Source organism: Rhizobium sp. AC27/96 (genome assembly GCF_001692325.1).
Taxonomy (GTDB): Bacteria; Pseudomonadota; Alphaproteobacteria; order Rhizobiales; family Rhizobiaceae; genus Rhizobium.
This window is the reverse complement of the sequence record NZ_LXKN01000001.1, coordinates 530,614-547,192: the sequence shown is the minus strand read 5'-3', so window position 1 is coordinate 547,192 and position 16,579 is coordinate 530,614. Positions and strand designations below refer to the sequence as shown.

Sequence of the window (16,579 nt, the reverse complement as noted above, 5' to 3'; positions counted from 1 at the left end):
GCGGCGGGTTTTAACGCTTTGCCACCCGCCGCATCACACCTTCGCCAGTGCCTGTTCCAGATCCGCGATGATATCCTTGACGTCCTCGATGCCGACGGACAGGCGCACCACATCGGGCCCGGCACCGGCAGCGACCTTCTGCTCGTCGGTCAGCTGCTTGTGCGTCGTCGACGCGGGATGGATGACCAGCGACTTGGTGTCGCCGATATTGGCGAGATGCGAGAAGAGTTCCAGCCCCTCCACCAAGCCCTTGCCCGCCTCGTAGCCGCCTTTCAGCCCGAAGGTGAAGACCGACCCTGCTCCCTTGGGGGAGTAGCGCTGCTGCAGGGCGTGGTTCGGGTCATCCTCAAGGCCGGCATAGTTGACCCATGCCACCTTCTCCTGCCCCTTCAGCCAGCGCGCCACGGCGATCGCATTGTCGGAATGGCGCTGTATGCGCAGCGGCAGCGTCTCGATGCCGGTCAGGATCAGGAAGGCGTTAAACGGCGAAATTGCCGGTCCGAGGTCGCGCAGGCCGAGAACGCGGCAGGCGATGGCGAAGGCGAAGTTGCCGAAGGTCGCGTGCAGCACGGCACCATTATATTCCGGCCTCGGCTCTGACAGCATGGGGTAGTTGCCCGAGGCCGACCAATCAAATGTACCGCCATCGATGATGATGCCACCCATGGAATTGCCGTGGCCGCCTAGGAATTTCGTCAGCGAGTGCACGACGATATCGGCACCATGCTCCAGCGGCCGGATCAGATAGGGGCTCGCCAATGTATTGTCGACAATCAGCGGCAGACCGTGCTTGTGAGCGACGGCGGCGATTGCAGCAATATCGACGAAGGTACCGCCCGGATTGGCCAGGCTCTCGATGAATATCCCACGGGTGCGATCGTCGATCTGTGCTTCGAAGCTCGACGGATCGGCCGAATCAGCCCAGCGGACCCGCCAATCGAAGTTCTTGAAGGATTGGCCGAACTGATTGACGGAGCCGCCATAAAGCCGCTTGGCGGCGACGAAATTGTCGCCCGGCCGCATGATGGTATGGAAAACGAGCAGCTGGGCTGCATGGCCCGAAGCAACGGCAAGCGCTGCCGTTCCGCCTTCAAGGGCCGCCACCCGCTCCTCGAGCACGGCCTGGGTCGGGTTCATGATGCGCGTATAGATATTGCCGAATTGCTGCAGCCCGAAGAGTGCCGCGGCATGATCCGCATCCTGAAAAACGAAGGACGTCGTCTGATAGATCGGCGTCGCGCGGGCCCCGGTGGTAGGGTCCGGCTGCGCGCCCGCATGGATTGCAAGCGTGTCGAAACCAGGATTGTTCGTCGGCATGATCTTTCCTCCCGCCAGATTGTCTTTGTCGTGGAAAGATCATAGCGGCCGGGACATGAAAGTTAACCGCGAACTTTGCCGTGCTTTTCGGCTCGCGGAAAAAACTTGCCATATTTCAGAGAGATCGCGCGATAAACGGCTGATTGTCCACGACCGGCGCCATCCCGGATCAGGCAACCAGACGCGGATATTCAATGGCCGGGCAACGGTCCATGATGACCCTGACGCCCGCAGCCTCGGCTCTTGCCGCTGCCGCATCGTCGCGCACGCCGAGCTGACCCCAGATCACCGGCGGGCGGGGATCGACCATGATGGTTTCCTCGACGACCGACCGCAGATATTCGGGTGCACGAAAGACATCGACCATGTCCACCGGCTCGGGAATATCGGCGAGATGCGCATAGACCCATTGCCCGAGGATTTCCTTGCCGGCCTGGCCCGGATTAACAGGAATGACGCGATAGCCCTTGTTCAGCAGATAGGCCATCACGCCATTGCTTGGCCGCGCGGGATTGGGCGACGCGCCGACGAGCGCGATGGTCCTGACGGAAAGAAGGATGTCGGCAATATAGGAATCGTCATAAGTGTCGTGGTTCATCACGAAGCCTCCCTACTCGATCGAACTTGCGTTTCTGCCGCAAACATAGAAACCGCAGCCGCAGCCTCTACGTATATATTGCATTATAACAACTTCAGGGAGGATTAACCCCATGAAAAAGATCGTTCTCCTGAGCCTGCTGATCACGGTGGCGGCGACGCCGGCTCTGGCGATTTCCCGTTACAACTCCATGTCGATGACCTGCGCCGAGGCCAAGGCGACAATCAATCGCGAACGGGCCGTGATCATGCGCTACCCGTCCAAAAGAACGCCCAACATGACGCTCTATGACCGCTATGTCGCAGACAGCGGCGCGTGCGATATCGGCTATTATGCGGATCAGGATTATCTGCCCACAAAAGACCGGGCCTCCTGCCCCGTCTACATATGCCGCCCGACGACTGACCTCGATGACGATGATTTGATTTTCCGGCGGTGATTGTGATGCGCTAGGTGTTATTTCGGGCGCCGCGCACGCTGCCGCTCACGACCACTGATTGTCCCAGGCATGGAGTGCTGCCGACGCAGCGGCCATGCAGCAATTGGTGCGTACCTCGACTTGGACTACCTTTCAAAGCGCTTTCATCGGTTTCCCGGATGCGATCAAAACGTGTTCTCATGAAATGCAACCTTTGTTCTCCATTCATTCGCATATCAATTAGCCATTACTAATAAGAAGTCGATTGAAATGAGAACCGATTGCGAACGCAGCTTTATGTGCAGCGCGGTATATTTCCCACAGAATATTTTTTGGTTTCAGGCAAATCTACACCAATTTTAATCAGTGGATCTTGGTTTTATACTTAAAACCAATGTGACATAGCTCACGCTGGCTAGGTGCGTAACGATAAACGCCCGCCTGTAATAGTTTACATTATTTGCAAAATTTTCCACTGTATTTAACTCAAAAACAATTATAGCGGGAAAATACAAGATAGTTTCAACTCGACAACATCACGCGGGCCATCTCCATTCCGCAGCAGCCTCGAACGGCAGCATCAGCAAACCATAATGTGCCAATTCTACCCATGCGTTCACATCACATGCGATGTTTGTTCGCGGTTCATACTCCAATAAATTAGTAATACATAATATCTAGGGGCGCAGATGGAACCTAAAGCGAACGCCTCCATGCAGACCCGCGGCCCAAATATTGTCGCGTGGAACAAGTCTCACAAGACAGCATATTTCGTTGCTTTTTGATGCATTACGGATCATATGGAAGCCAAACTCCCACAAATTACCAAGCTTTTGGGTTCTCCAGCCAATTTCCGAGGTTTTCGTGTCGCTCGACGTTATCGCCCTTGTCCTTTTCGGCGCCCTGCTGCATGCGACATGGAATGCGATCATCAAGGCCGGGACCGATAAATCGCTCGATGCTGCGCTGGTCTCGGCCGGCGGTGCCGTCGCAGCCCTGCCCCTGCTGCCATTCCTGCCGATGCCGGCTTCCGCGGCCTGGCCGTTTATCGGCGCCTCGGCCATTCTGCAATTCGCCTATTTTCAGCTTGTCGCAGCCGCCTATCGTGCGGGCGACATCGGCCTCGTCTACCCGCTGATGCGCGGCGTGGCGCCGCTGATCATCGTTTCCACAAGCAGCTTCATCCTCAAGGAATCTTTGTCCGGCGGCGCGCTGATCGGCACGATGACCATTTGCGCCGGCATTTTGACGCTTGCCTTCGAAGCCCGGAAGGGCAGCCGCAGGGCCATCGTACTGGCGCTTGCCAACGCTGTTGTCATCGCGACCTATACCTATGTCGACGGCATCGGCGCACGGATATCCGGCAACTCCATATCCTATACGCTCTGGATGTCGCTCCTGCCGCCGATCCTTCTGTTCATATGGGCGATCTCGCAGCGTGGCATCAATGCGGTTGCCGCTCACATCCGCTATAATTGGTGGCGAGGGCTTATCGGCGGCGGCGGCTCGATCGTCTCCTACGGGCTGGCTTTATGGGCGATGACCAAGGCGCCCGTCGCCATGGTCGCGGCCCTGCGCGAGACGTCGATCCTCTTCGCGCTGGTCATATCGGTCCTCGTCTTGAAGGAGCGGTCGAGCATTTGGCGCTACGTTGCCGGCGCGATCATTGCCGCCGGCGTGCTGGTTTTACGGCTGGGTTGACGGCTTAAATATGTGGTACAATTATACCGTATTGGCAACATATTGATTTTATTGATAAATTTTTGAGATTGCAAAATCCGCCTATATTGACGCCGATATCGGTTCGCTCTATAAGCCGCCACAGATTGCAGCCTTTCCGGGCTGCTTTCTTTTTGACAGGCATCAAGCCAGCCAAATCAAGCAACAAGAAACGCCCAAGCGCCTTCGGGCCAAGGGTCCTATAAAGAGAGTATGCAACATGGCAACCTTCTCCCAGAAGCCTGCAGAGGTGGAGAAGAAGTGGATTCTCATCGACGCCGAAGGGCTCGTTGTTGGTCGTCTCGCTTCTATCATCGCAATGCGTCTGCGTGGCAAGCATAAGGCTACCTTTACGCCGCACGTCGACGACGGCGACAACGTCATCGTCATCAATGCCGACAAGGTCGTCCTTACCGGCAAGAAGTACGAAGACAAGGTTTACTACTGGCACACCGGTTATGCCGGCGGCATCAAGGAGCGCACCGCTCGTCAGATCATCGAAGGCCGCTTCCCGGAGCGCGTTGTCGAAAAGGCTGTCGAACGCATGGTTCCGCGCGGCCCGCTCGGCCGTCGCCAGATGAAGAACCTGCGCGTCTACGCCGGCTCGAACCATCCCCATGAAGCCCAGCAGCCCGTCGTTCTCGACGTCGCCAAGCTGAACAAGAAGAATGTAAGGAGCGCCTGATAATGGCTGATCTCTCTTCCCTGAAGGATCTCGGCACGGCATCGGAAGCTGCTGCTCCGGTTCACGTCCGCAAGGTCGACTCGCTTGGCCGTTCCTACGCAACCGGCAAGCGCAAGAATGCTGTTGCCCGCGTATGGCTCAAGGCCGGCTCCGGCAAGATCATCGTCAATGAAAAGGACTACACGGACTATTTCGCCCGTCCGGTCCTGCAGATGATCCTGCGCCAGCCGATCTTCGCTGCTGCCCGTGATGGCCAGTTCGATATCGTCGCTACCGTTGCCGGTGGTGGTCTTTCCGGTCAGGCCGGTGCCGTTCGTCACGGCCTGTCCAAGGCCCTCACCTACTTCGAACCGGGCCTGCGCTCGGTCCTGAAGAAGGGTGGCTTCCTGACCCGCGACAGCCGCGTCGTCGAGCGTAAGAAGTACGGCCGTGCGAAGGCACGTCGTTCCTTCCAGTTCTCGAAGCGTTAATCGCTTATCCGAGATCGGATTTTGGAAAGGCCGGGTGCAAACCCGGCCTTTTTCTTTTGCGCATTGCCGCATTCGGACGCTGCTGGTAGATAAGCGCAACGCCTCGCAATAGCCGAGGCCACAGACAGGACCAGACGATGGGAAGCACCAAGTCCGCAGACAGATAGGCCGCAGCAGCTTTTTTGTTGTTGCGGCGTCTGTCACAGCCAATCTGACCATGATGAAAGACAGGCTGCCGCCAAATCCAGTTATTTGAGCGGGTGTCTACTCATGCCTTCAAAAACCCAAACGTGGAACTATCGCCTGCCGGCAGCGCTGCTGCTGATGGCGCCTTTTGATATCCTTGCGTCGCTCGCAATGGATATCTACCTCCCGGCCGTCCCCATCATGCCGCGTGCACTGGAGACTTCGCCGGCCGTCATCCAGCTGACCCTCAGCCTCTACATGTTCATGCTCGGCGCGGGCCAGATCGTCTTCGGGCCGCTGTCCGACACTATCGGACGCCGCCCCGTGCTCATCGGCGGTGCGGCACTGTTTGCCGCGGCATCCTTCCTGCTCGCGGGAACATCCTCCGCCAGCCTCTTCGTCGTCCTGCGCCTGCTGCAGGCGGTGGGGGCCTCGGCGGCGCTGGTTGCGACCTTTGCAACGGTACGGGATGTCTATGCCGAACGTCCGGAAAGCGCCGTGATCTATAGCCTGCTGGGTGCCATGCTCTCTTTCGTGCCGGCTCTCGGTCCGATCGTCGGCGCCTTGATTGCGGATCATTTCGGATGGCGTGTCATATTCCTGGTTCTCGGCATCCTGACACTGCTGGCTATCCTCCACGCCATCCTGCGATGGCACGAAACCCGGCCGACCACTGAGTCGAAGCAAAGGACAGCCTTTCGCCCAATCTTGAAGGATTTTTCCTTCTGGACCTACACGATCGGCTTCAGCGCGGCGATGGGTGCCTTCTTCGTCTTCTTCTCGACCGCGCCGCGCGTGCTGATCGATCGGGCCGGTTTCTCCAGCCTCTCCTTCAGCCTTGCCTTCGCGACCGCGGCGGTGGTGATGATCGTCACGGCGCGTTTTGCCGGAGGCTTCGTCAAACGATGGGGGTCGGCCGGCAGTCTTGCCAGGGGGATGATCATGCTGCTCGCCGGAGCTCTGCTGCTTGCGGCAGGAGAACTGCTTCTGGTTCCGTCCTTTGTCAGCTTCGTTCTGCCGATGTGGATCATTGCCATCGGCATCGTCTTTACGACGGCGGTCACGGCGAATGGCGCGCTTCAAGCCTTCGGCAATACGGCGGGGACAGCAGTGGCGCTCTATTCCTGTGTGCAGAGCCTGATCGTCAGCCTTGTCGGCACCTTGTTCGTCGTCTTATTCCGAGGCGATACCGCATGGCCACTCGGCGGCTATTGCTCAGTCATGGCTCTGGTAACGCTCTTTGCCCTTTGGCGCCTGCAGAGGCAACGCTAAAGCCCAAAAACCGGCACCGGGTCATTAGCCGGGGTCGGATTTGGAAAGGCCGGGGGTTACCCGGCCTTTTTCTTTTTACACTTGCACGGCAAAAGTGCATATCTGTTAAGGCAAGTCATGCTTTTGAAGCAGACTCGGGCCTTCTACGGGAGGGATACATGCTCAGATTCGCTTTGCCCATCTTGTTTCTGATGGCCGGCATATCGCCGGCCCTTTGCGACGATACCGTGCCGCCCGCACCTCCGGAGAAGGCGGTGGAGATGCAGAGCATGCGGGATTTTCTGCAGGCAAACACGGATTGCCAGGCTTTCACCGACAGCTGCTCCTACTGTGTTGTCAAAGACGGCTTGGCCCAATGTTCCACGCCGCAGATCGCCTGCGTGAAAAAGGAATATCAATGCACCGCGAGATCGGGCAAATAATCCTTCGAAGCCCACTCCCTTACGATTCACATCGAACCCGCGATTCCCGTTCGCCCGAAGAGGCACGCCGTGAGCACAGACAGATCATCGCATTTTGCAAACACACCCGAGCCGCCCTACTACATCGTTTCCTTCTCCTCCATTCGCACCGAGGGAGACAATGGCTATGGAGCCATGGGCGAGCGCATGGAAACGCTGGCGCTGGCACAGGACGGCTGTCTCGGGCTTGAGAGCGCGCGCGGCGGCGATGGTTTCGGCATCACCATCTCCTTCTGGCGGGACGAGAAGAGCATCCTCGCCTGGAAGAATGTCGTGTCGCATCTCGGCGCGCAGAAACTGGGCCGCGAGCGCTGGTACGAGCAATATAAGGTTCGCATAGCCAAGGTAGAACGGGCCTATGATTTCCATGCGAGCAAAGGAGAGGCCCTTGCCGAGCACGTCGATTGACCACGCCTTCACCGCGACCAGCCTGACCTCGGCCGCCAGCGACCCGACCTTTGCCGGCGCGCTCTCCTTCATGCGCCGCCGCTTTACCAAGTCGCTTGAGGGCGCCGATGCCGTGGTATGGGGCATACCCTTCGATGCGGCAACCTCCAACCGGCCGGGAACACGCTTCGGGCCGCAGGCGATCCGTCGCGCCTCGGCAATCTTCGACAATGATCCGCAATATCCGTTCAACCGCGATCTCTTCGCCGAGATGTCCGTGATCGACTATGGCGACTGCCTGCTCGATTACGGCAACCACCAGGAAACGCCCGCCGCAATCGAGCGGCAGGCAACCGCGATCCTCGACAGCGGCGCTTTCATGCTGACACTGGGTGGCGACCATTTCATCACATGGCCGCTGCTGAAGGCGCATGCCGCCAAGCATGGCCCCCTCGCCCTGGTACAGTTCGATGCGCATCAAGACACCTGGTTCGATGACGGCCAGCGCCTCGACCACGGTTCCTTCGTTGCCCGCGCCGTGCGCGAAGGGTTGATCGATCCCGATCGTTCCCTTCAGATCGGCATCCGCACGCATGCACCCGATGATTTCGGCATCCATATTCTCTATGGCCATCAGGTCGAGGAAATGACCGCCGCCGAGATTGCCTCGACGATCATCTCCCACACCAAGGGCTCGCCCGCCTACCTTACCTTCGATATCGATTGCCTGGACCCCGCCTATGCGCCGGGTACGGGAACGCCGGTCGCCGGCGGCCCCTCCAGCGCAAAGATCCTGTCGGTGCTGCAGAGGTTGCACCAGCTGGATATCCGGGGCGCGGATGTCGTTGAAGTGTCACCGGCCTATGATCATGCCGATATCACCGCCATTGCAGGGGCAACGGTGGCGATGTATATGCTCGGTCTCCACGCTGAAAGGCGCGCGGCTGGACGTTAGACATGATCCCGAAAAGTGTGAAACGGTTTTCGGACAAGATCATGATCGGACAAATCCAGCTGTTATCATTTTGAATCAACTGCATGGCAAACTGAATCCGGAAATACTCTCAACCTGTTGAAAAAGTGAGATATAACATGGCACCGAAGATCTTCATCGATGGCGAACACGGAACCACGGGCTTGCAGATCCGCACGCGCATGGCCGACCGCCGCGATGTCGAGCTTCTGTCCATTCCGGAAGCCGAGCGGCGCAATGCCGCCATCCGCGAAGACATGCTGAACAACGCCGACATCGCCATTCTTTGCCTTCCAGACGACGCGTCGAAGGAAGCGGTGAAGATGGTGGCGGCCAACAACAATGTCCGCGTCATCGACACGTCCACCGCCTTCCGCATTCATCCGGATTGGGCCTATGGCTTTGCCGAAATGGACAGTGATCAGGGCAACAAGATCCGCGCGTCACGCTTCGTCGCCAATCCGGGCTGCTATCCCACGGGTGCAATCGGCCTTATCCGGCCGCTGCGCGCCGCCGGTATTCTTCCGGCCGGCTATCCCGTCACGGTCAATGCTGTCTCCGGCTACACCGGTGGCGGCAAGCAGATGATTGCCCAGATGGAAAACGCGGATCATCCGGATGCGATCGACGCACCGCATTTTCTCTATGGCCTGCCACTGACCCACAAGCACGTGCCTGAAATGACGACGCATGGCCTGCTCGATCGCGCACCGATCTTTTCGCCGTCCGTCGGCCGCTTCGCGCAGGGCATGATCGTGCAGGTGCCGCTCTATCTCGGCGATCTGGCCGATGGTGCGACGCTGGAAAGCATTCACGCCGCACTCGCGGCTCATTATGCCGGCCAGGATATCGTGCAGGTCGTTTCGCTCGATGAGAGCCGCGCCCTGCCGCGCGTCAACGCCGTCGAACTCGCCGGTAAGGATACGATGAAGCTGTTCGTCTTCGGCACGCCGGGTGCTGCCCAGGTCAACCTCGTGGCGCTGCTCGACAATCTCGGCAAGGGTGCTTCGGGCGCCGCCGTGCAGAACATGGATCTGATGTTGAGCGCCTGAGGCGCCGCAGTCAGCCTACCAGCCGGCACTCTATTCGCCCGGCCAATTGTTCGCTCTGAGCGATCGATTGGCCGGGCTTTTTGATGCGCAGTTGGCGCCTCAGAGTTCGACGCCTACTTTTGACAGTCGGCAGCCACAATTTTGCCTTTCCGCTAAATTAGCAGGCGCTACACGGAAAATTGATCGACCGTGATGCGGCGCGACCCATTGTCGGCCGGATTCATTCTTTATCGGCTTCAGGGCCCGAGTGAATTGGTCGTCAAAGGCATCCCTTTTTTAAATGAATATCCAAGAATGAAGCAGCGTAAAGGAATTGGTTACCATAATTCGGCATGCTTCCAGACAGTCGGCAATGTGGTGGTCAGGCGCAGGTTCAGCGTCAGGGCGACGTGTGCATTTGTGAGCCGGCATAGTGTCTGTGTAGTTTGGATAACGAGTATCATGGCGTTTGTGACCGAAGGCTTCGGTAACCTCAATTCGCGTTCCGGCTACGCCTCGCGACGGAAAAAATCCTTCAATATCCGCCCCGGCACATTGGCCACCGGCGTCGCCGTGGTGGCTTTCGCCTGGGTCGCCGCCACGCTGATCACCACGCAATCGATGGTGCTGTCCCTTCCGGGCGCGACCACCGCCACCAATGATTTCCTCACGCCGCGAGCATCGGCTTTCATCGTACCGCAAAGCCAGATCGCGCACCCTGCGCGCCTCTCCAGCCAGGTGGCATCGCTGAACGACCGGAACCGCTTCGCCGGCGTGCCCGCCAACGCTCCCGTCGGCGGCGCGGCCTATGCACCTGCCCAGGATGGCATGGTTCAGTCGAAGGATGCCCTGCGCTTGCATCTGGCGACCGCACTCACCCAGCAGGCATCAGATCTCAAGCAGGCACAGAGCGCATCCGCCAGCATCAAGAGTGGTCGCGTAGAGGTCGCAGCAGCTTCACCAGAGACGATCGACCATCTGCGTAAGGTGATCGCCATCAATTTCGCGACGGCGATGCAATCGCTGGCGCAGGTAAAATATGCCGCTGCCTCGATCCCGGCCGCAGGCCCTGCAAAGGCGGCGCTGCAGCCGCTGGCAGTCGCCTCGGCAGCACCCGCAGGCTTGCCCGCCATCGCCGAGGCGACGCCACTGCCCGCCAAGGATGCCGATATCGCCATGGCCGAGGCTGTGCTGAGCGTAGTGCCGCTGGCCCGCCCTGCCCGCGACGCGGATGTGCAGCGTGCCAATACGCCAGCCACCGCCGCGATCGCGAGAGCAACGGTCAAGGATACCGCCACGGCGCAGCCACCGGCACGCCTCATGGCTTATGCGGATCCGGATGACAGCTCCGTGCGCAAGACCAAGCCCTCGCTCAATCCGTTTGCGGCCATCAGCCCGGGCGAAGGTACGGCGATCTACGATATCGAAGCCAAGACCGTCTATCTGCCGAGCGGCGAGCGTCTGGAAGCCCATTCGGGCCTCGGCTACATGCGTGACAATCCGCGCTATGTCGACCGCAAGAACACCGGACCGACACCGCCCGAGACTTATAAGCTGACCTACAGGGAAAGCCCGTTCCATGGCGTACAGGCGCTGCGCCTGACACCCACAGGCGGCTCTCGCGTCTATGGCCGTGACGGCCTGCTGGCTCATACCTATATGCTCAGAGGAGGCCGTGGAGAGTCGAATGGCTGCGTGGTCTTCAAGGACTACAATCGCTTCCTCGCCGCCTTCAAGCGCGGTGAAATCAAGCACTTGAAAGTCGTATCGCGGATGTCGTCGGCGGCAAGCGTCGCCTCGCGCTAGGTCATTTCCAAGGGAAATATATAGAGGTTTCCCGTCCGGAAACCCGCAAAGCGAAAAGAATGAGGCGCGCAGTGGCGCCTCAACCTCCCACGACAATCGACGTCTGGCGCGGCAATTCCCCGTAAAACCCGCGCCAATTGGCAATGGCGAAGCCGAAGACGATCAAAGCGCCGGCCTGGTGCGCCAGTGCCAGATGCAGCGGCACTTGCAGCAGCAGCGTCGAAATGCCGAGGATCGCCTGGATAAGCACCAGCACGAACAGGACGACCGAACGGCGCGCATGCGTCGTTTGCGCCGCCGCGCGTAGCGAGATGATCATGTTGATGGCCACGACGATGAAGAGCGCATAGGCGCCGAGTCGATGCACGTATTGCACCGTCTTCGGGTTTTCGAAGAAATTGATCCAGCCGGGCGACTGCACGAGCAGACCGTTCGGGAGTATGGCGCCATCCATAAGCGGCCATGTGTTGTAACTCAGGCCGGCATCCAGCCCGGCAACGAGCGCACCGAGATAGATCTGAAACAGCGCCATGATGGCGATCAGACCTGCCAGCTTCGCCGAATAGCTGGTCGGCGGCGCCTCGTTGGAATGCGGCGACAGCGCCCGCATGAACCACATGCAGGCGGCAAAGATCAGACAGGCCGTGACGAGATGAGTGGCGAGGCGATACTGGCTGACGTCCGTGCGCGCCTCCAGACCTGACGACACCATCCACCAGCCGATCGCGCCCTGCAACCCGCCGAGCACGAAGATGCCGGCAAGCGGCAGCCAGAGCTTCCGCTCGACACGGCCGGTGAGCACGAAGAACAGCAAGGGCACGCCGAAGATGATGCCGATGGCGCGCGCAAGCAGCCGGTGCGCCCATTCCCACCAGAAGATGCCCTTGAACTCATCGACCGTCATGTCCTTGTTCAGGAGCTGAAATTGCGGGATGCGCTTGTAGAGATCGAACTCCTCCTGCCATTCCTGCGCGTTCAGAGGCGGAACGACACCGTGGATCGGCTGCCACTGGGTGATCGACAGGCCGGAATTGGTCAGCCGCGTCGCGCCACCCACCAGCACGAGGCCGAAGAGAACCAGCAGCACGCAGGCAAGCCAGAGGCGGATGGCTCTGCGATTGCGGTCCTGACGGACCACTTCCTTCATTATAGCCTGTTCCGACGTGAAATTAGTGGCAGCCATGTCGTCTCCCTTCGATCAGGCTGTTGATTTGCCCGATAGGGGCGTGCAAAACAAGTCCCGGGAGTTTGCGGCATGCCGTCGCGGCATGTCGTTGTAAGAGGAGAAACCCACTCGTGCCCCTTCGCCTGCGCAAATTCATCGGCATGATCCTGCTTGTGCTTTTGGTTGTAATCTATGCGATCGTTGCCATGATAGTTGCAGTGCGTACGCTCGGAGATCAACCCGGCTGGGTTCATTTCCTCTACTTCCTTTTCAGCGGTATCATCTGGGTGCTTCCGGCCATGGGCATTATCAAATGGATGGCGGGGCCACGTCCGCAATAGTCGCGGCACGCGCAGCGTTTACGCAAGGCTAACCCTGATCCACGGGATACCCAGGCAAATCGTGCCCTATTAAGCCAAAAATAAACCGCTCCCCGTAGGGTTGTGCCCGAATACCGCCAGCGCGGAGAGGATCGGATGCAGACCCAGACGCGAGATATCGCCGATATGGTAGCCGCCGAGGCAACGGATGAGCAGACAGCATCCGTGCCGACGCAGACCGCCGCAGGCGCCCATCTGCGCGTCGACATCTTCGACAGCATGGCGCCGCTCGAAGCAGAATGGCGCGCGCTGGAGCAAGACGACCTGTGCTCGCTACACCAAAGTTATGACTGGTGTGCCGCCTGGGTGGAAAGCTTCCAACGACCGTTGACCATCGTCCGTGGCTCCATCGGCGAGCATGTTGCCTTCATCCTGCCGCTCGAGATCATCCGCAGCCGCGGAATACGACGGGCCGAGTTCACCGGGGGTCACCATAACAATATCAATACCGGCCTGTTTTCGGCCGGCTTCCTGGCAAATGGCGAACTGACTTCCATTCAGGCAAACGCCATCGCGGCGGCTCTGCGCGGCAAGGTCGATGTCGCCGTCCTGCGCAACGTTCCCCTCACATGGCGCGGCCGCGGCAGCCCGCTCGCATCGCTGACATCAATCGAAAACCAGAACCGCGCCTTCCAGCTTCCCTTCCTCGGCAGTTTCGAGGCAAGCCTGAAGCAGGTGAACGCCAAGCGCCGGCGCAAGAAGTTCAAGCATCAGAGCCGGCTCCTGGATGCAAAGGGCGGCTACGAACACGTCATCGCCGATTTCGAACAGCAGGACGCGCTTCTCGACCTGTTCTTCCGGCAGAAGGCGGTCCGCTTCAAGGATGCCGGCCTGCCGGATGCCTTCAAAGACACCCGCATCAAGACCGCGCTGCGTGCGATGTTGCACCGGCATGGAAATAGCGGCCTCGATGCGACGCTGCAGATCCACGCGCTGCGACTGAAGGGTGAGCATGAGGGCCACATTCCGGCAATCGCCGCCCTCTCGCGCAAGGGAGATCATGTCATCTGCCAGTTTGCCTCGATCGACGAGACACTCGTCCCCGAGGCGAGCCCCGGCGAATTGCTGTTCTGGCTGATGATCGAGCGGCTGCATCGCGAGGGCGCCGCCCTCTTCGATTTCGGCATCGGCAACCAGACCTACAAGCGCTCATGGTGCCCGATGGAAACCGTGCAGCATGATCTGTTCCTGCCGATTTCGACGATGGGCCATCTGGCTGCGGTGGCACAACGCGGCATTACGCGCACGAAGGTGGCGATCAAGTCCAATCGACGGCTCTATTCCTTCATCCAGAAAATACGGGCGCGACGTGACGGCGACGCCGCGCCGGCAGACGATGGTGGCGGCGGGGATGGAGATTGATCAGGCAGCGTCGCGGCGTGTGTCCGGATCATGCTCCTCGCGCCAGCCCGACATCAGGATGATGTGTTCATAGCCGGCCTTCTGGAACTCCGTCATCGCTGCAAGGAACTGCTTTTCGTCGGGCTCGGGCATGGAAAGAATGATTTCCGTTTCCTTGCTGCGCGTCAGGCGCGCCACTCCGGAAACCTCGGCTGCGCCGCATTCCACCAGAACGATATCATAGGCCGAGCCGAGCGCATCGAGGATCAGCGACAGGCGATCGGCGCCCCGCATCGCACGGCCTAGATCGCTCATGCCTTGCGGCACAAGATGGGCATCGGAAAGCCGGTCCGGATGAATAGTGTCGGCAAAGGCGGTCTCGCCGCAAAGCAGGTCCGTCACGCCGGGAAGCTCGTCATGTTCCGCCATGAGCCTGGAGGGACAACCGGTTCCGGTCATGTCGACCAGCACGATGCGGTTTCCGGCATCGGCGATTGTGCGCGCAAGCATGACCGTCGCGGTGGAACCACCGTCACCGCTCGGTGATATGGCGATTGCCAGCCGTGAGCCGCTGTCGATCAGATAATCGGCAACCGACTGAATAGAGAAATCTTCCTCTTCGGTTTCCTCAACCGCCTCCTCCGGCTCATGCACCGGATCGACCGCTGCTTCCATTTCCTGCGCCAAAGCTTCGTCGGCGGGGACGGAGAGCATGCTTGCGGGGACGTCGGCACGCTTGCTGGCAACAGGCTCGGTGCGGATATCAGGTTGAGGGCGATACGAGATTTCAGGCACAGCCCGTTCCTCGCGGTTCGAAGGACCAACAGGCCGCAATGCGCGTCCGCTGAACAATTCGGCCAGCATGATGACAATCGAGGTCAACAGGAAGCTTGCGACTGCCGCGACCACCACGATGGGACCCACCTTCGGGAAGGCGGGATCGGCCGGCTCCACGGCCTTGGAAACGATGCGCGCATCGGCCGGGCTCGAATTTTTGTCGGCGCGGGAGGCTGCCTCGCGGTAGCGGGCAAGATAGGTTTCCAGCAATTGCCGTTCGGCCGCCGCTTCGCGCTCCAGCGCGTTCAGACCGACCTCATCCTCCCCTGCCCTGGCGCTATCGGCCTTGAGCGTGTTTGATTGTCCCAGCAGCTGCTGCTCGCGCAGCTGCGCCACCTTGGCTTCATTCTCGATGCTGGCAAGGATCCGCTGGGTCTCGCGATTGATCTGCTGGCGGATATCGGCAAGCTGAGCCCGTAGGCTCTTCAATCGCGGATGGCCTTCCATCAGCGTCGTCGACAGATCCGAGATCTGCGATTCCAGGCTGGATTCCGTCGCCTTCAATCGCTGAATGGCCTGAGACCCGGCAACATCGGCAAGCGTGTCGGTGGAGAGGCCGCTGGCCAGAGCGTTGCGCACGGCTTGAGCCCTCGCCTCGGCATTGGCCTTGTTGCCGCGCACCTGCGCGAGCTGGCCGGAGATATCGGCAAGCTGTTGTGTGGCGAAGTTGCCGTTCTGGCTGGTCTGAAGAAGCCCGTTGGCCGAGCGATAATCGGCAACCTTCTTTTCGGCTTCGCTGACCTTCTCGCGCAGATTGGCGATCTCCGGTTCGAGCCACCGCGTCGCCTCGCTATTGGAATCGAGCTTGGCGCCACTCTGCATGGACAGATAGACCTGCGCCACGGCATTGGGCACGCTGGCGGCGAGATCCGGGTCACGGGATGTGAAGCTTATGCCGATCACGCGCGAACTGTTGATCTGGTAGACCTGCAGCCGGCCAGTGAAGGCATCCAGCATGCGTTCTTCCGGCGCCTTGTCGGCAGCGCCACGCTTCAGGTGCAATTTGACCAGCAGATCGGAAAGCGCGGAGCTGTTGTTGGCTGCGGCGAATTCCGGATGCTCGTAGAGCTTGAGATTGGTAATGACCTGCTTGATCAGATCTGCCGACTGCAGGATCTGCACCTGGCTGGCAATATTCAGCTCGTCCAGCAGCGGCGCGGCGCTGGAATCATTATTGGTCGTCGTTGTTGCAAAGGCCGGCGCGCGCTGCTCGATCAGGATGCGGGTCTCGCTGCGATATTCGGGCGACACGAGCTTGGCGATGACAAGCGCCAAAAAGGCACCTGCGAGTGTAATGGCGATGACCCGCAACCGTCGCCGCCAGACCGCACGAAAGAGCTGAGCGAGATCGATGTCCACATCCTGCTGGGTGTTGTTGACACCGGACATATGCAAGAACTCCGTAATAGAAAGCCGAAATTAACCGTAAACGACTATGGTAACTCAAGCGTTAATAGTATTTCGCTTGCATTATTTTCGACGGAACTAAATTTTAGCGGGAATCCTATTGACTATTTACCGATCATTAACCCT

The 16,579-nt window shown here is 59.5% G+C and carries 16 protein-coding genes; 12 read left to right on the top strand and 4 right to left on the bottom strand.

The annotated features are described in order from the left end of the window. Positions 1 to 33 precede the first annotated feature (33 nt). Positions 34 to 1,317, bottom strand: coding sequence for an O-acetylhomoserine aminocarboxypropyltransferase (locus tag A6U86_RS02735; protein WP_068385840.1), 1,284 nt, complete (start codon positions 1,315 to 1,317; stop codon positions 34 to 36). A 169-nt stretch (positions 1,318 to 1,486) separates the two neighbouring features. Further along, complete coding sequence (locus A6U86_RS02730; protein WP_068385838.1) at positions 1,487 to 1,915, bottom strand: CoA-binding protein; 429 nt, start codon at positions 1,913 to 1,915, stop codon at positions 1,487 to 1,489. Positions 1,916 to 2,027: 112 nt separating this feature from the next. Between A6U86_RS02730 and A6U86_RS02725 the strand changes: the two genes are divergently transcribed. From A6U86_RS02725 to A6U86_RS02680, 10 genes are all read left to right on the top strand, one after another. Further along, the gene (locus tag A6U86_RS02725) at positions 2,028 to 2,354 is read left to right on the top strand and encodes a hypothetical protein (protein ID WP_068385836.1); all 327 of its coding nucleotides are present in this window, start codon (positions 2,028 to 2,030) and stop codon (positions 2,352 to 2,354) included. Positions 2,355 to 3,197: 843 nt separating this feature from the next. Beyond that, complete coding sequence (locus A6U86_RS02720; protein WP_068385835.1) at positions 3,198 to 4,034, top strand: EamA family transporter; 837 nt, start codon at positions 3,198 to 3,200, stop codon at positions 4,032 to 4,034. A gap of 238 nt (positions 4,035 to 4,272) precedes the next feature. Next, a complete protein-coding gene (rplM, locus tag A6U86_RS02715; protein ID WP_068385834.1) occupies positions 4,273 to 4,737 on the top strand; it encodes a 50S ribosomal protein L13 in 465 nt (154 codons plus the stop codon). 2 nt (positions 4,738 to 4,739) lie between these two features. Further along, on the top strand, positions 4,740 to 5,207 hold the full coding sequence (rpsI, locus tag A6U86_RS02710; RefSeq protein WP_068385833.1) for a 30S ribosomal protein S9: 468 nt from the start codon (positions 4,740 to 4,742) through the stop codon (positions 5,205 to 5,207). A 270-nt stretch (positions 5,208 to 5,477) separates the two neighbouring features. After that, positions 5,478 to 6,665, top strand: coding sequence for a CmlA/FloR family chloramphenicol efflux MFS transporter (gene cml / locus A6U86_RS02705; RefSeq protein ID WP_068385831.1), 1,188 nt, complete (start codon positions 5,478 to 5,480; stop codon positions 6,663 to 6,665). 158 nt (positions 6,666 to 6,823) lie between these two features. Further along, on the top strand, positions 6,824 to 7,087 hold the full coding sequence (locus tag A6U86_RS02700) for a hypothetical protein (protein WP_068385829.1): 264 nt from the start codon (positions 6,824 to 6,826) through the stop codon (positions 7,085 to 7,087). A 69-nt stretch (positions 7,088 to 7,156) separates the two neighbouring features. Then, the gene (locus A6U86_RS02695) at positions 7,157 to 7,534 is read left to right on the top strand and encodes an antibiotic biosynthesis monooxygenase (RefSeq protein ID WP_068385827.1); all 378 of its coding nucleotides are present in this window, start codon (positions 7,157 to 7,159) and stop codon (positions 7,532 to 7,534) included. Further along, on the top strand, positions 7,515 to 8,468 hold the full coding sequence (speB, locus tag A6U86_RS02690) for an agmatinase (protein WP_068385825.1): 954 nt from the start codon (positions 7,515 to 7,517) through the stop codon (positions 8,466 to 8,468). The genes A6U86_RS02695 and speB overlap by 20 nt, the downstream gene beginning before the upstream one ends. A 137-nt stretch (positions 8,469 to 8,605) precedes the next feature. Beyond that, a complete protein-coding gene (gene argC, locus A6U86_RS02685) occupies positions 8,606 to 9,538 on the top strand; it encodes an N-acetyl-gamma-glutamyl-phosphate reductase (RefSeq protein ID WP_068385824.1) in 933 nt (310 codons plus the stop codon). Positions 9,539 to 9,979: 441 nt separating this feature from the next. Next, on the top strand, positions 9,980 to 11,323 hold the full coding sequence (locus A6U86_RS02680) for a tlde1 domain-containing protein (protein ID WP_068385821.1): 1,344 nt from the start codon (positions 9,980 to 9,982) through the stop codon (positions 11,321 to 11,323). A 79-nt stretch (positions 11,324 to 11,402) separates the two neighbouring features. On the opposite strand, the gene A6U86_RS02675 is transcribed toward A6U86_RS02680, so the two are convergent. Beyond that, positions 11,403 to 12,506, bottom strand: a complete 1,104-nt coding sequence (locus A6U86_RS02675) for a COX15/CtaA family protein (RefSeq protein WP_068385820.1) — start codon at positions 12,504 to 12,506, stop codon at positions 11,403 to 11,405. Between the two features lie 113 nt (positions 12,507 to 12,619). Here A6U86_RS02675 and A6U86_RS02670 point away from each other — a divergent pair, with 113 nt between their 5' ends. After that, positions 12,620 to 12,829, top strand: a complete 210-nt coding sequence (locus tag A6U86_RS02670) for a DUF2842 domain-containing protein (protein WP_028755205.1) — start codon at positions 12,620 to 12,622, stop codon at positions 12,827 to 12,829. Between the two features lie 135 nt (positions 12,830 to 12,964). After that, positions 12,965 to 14,230, top strand: coding sequence for a GNAT family N-acetyltransferase (locus A6U86_RS02665; protein ID WP_068385818.1), 1,266 nt, complete (start codon positions 12,965 to 12,967; stop codon positions 14,228 to 14,230). Here A6U86_RS02665 and A6U86_RS02660 read toward each other — a convergent pair whose 3' ends face one another. Then, positions 14,231 to 16,435 carry a GumC family protein gene (locus A6U86_RS02660; RefSeq protein ID WP_068385816.1) on the bottom strand — a complete coding sequence of 735 codons (2,205 nt, stop codon included), beginning with the start codon at positions 16,433 to 16,435 and terminating at the stop codon, positions 14,231 to 14,233. Positions 16,436 to 16,579 lie beyond the last annotated feature (144 nt).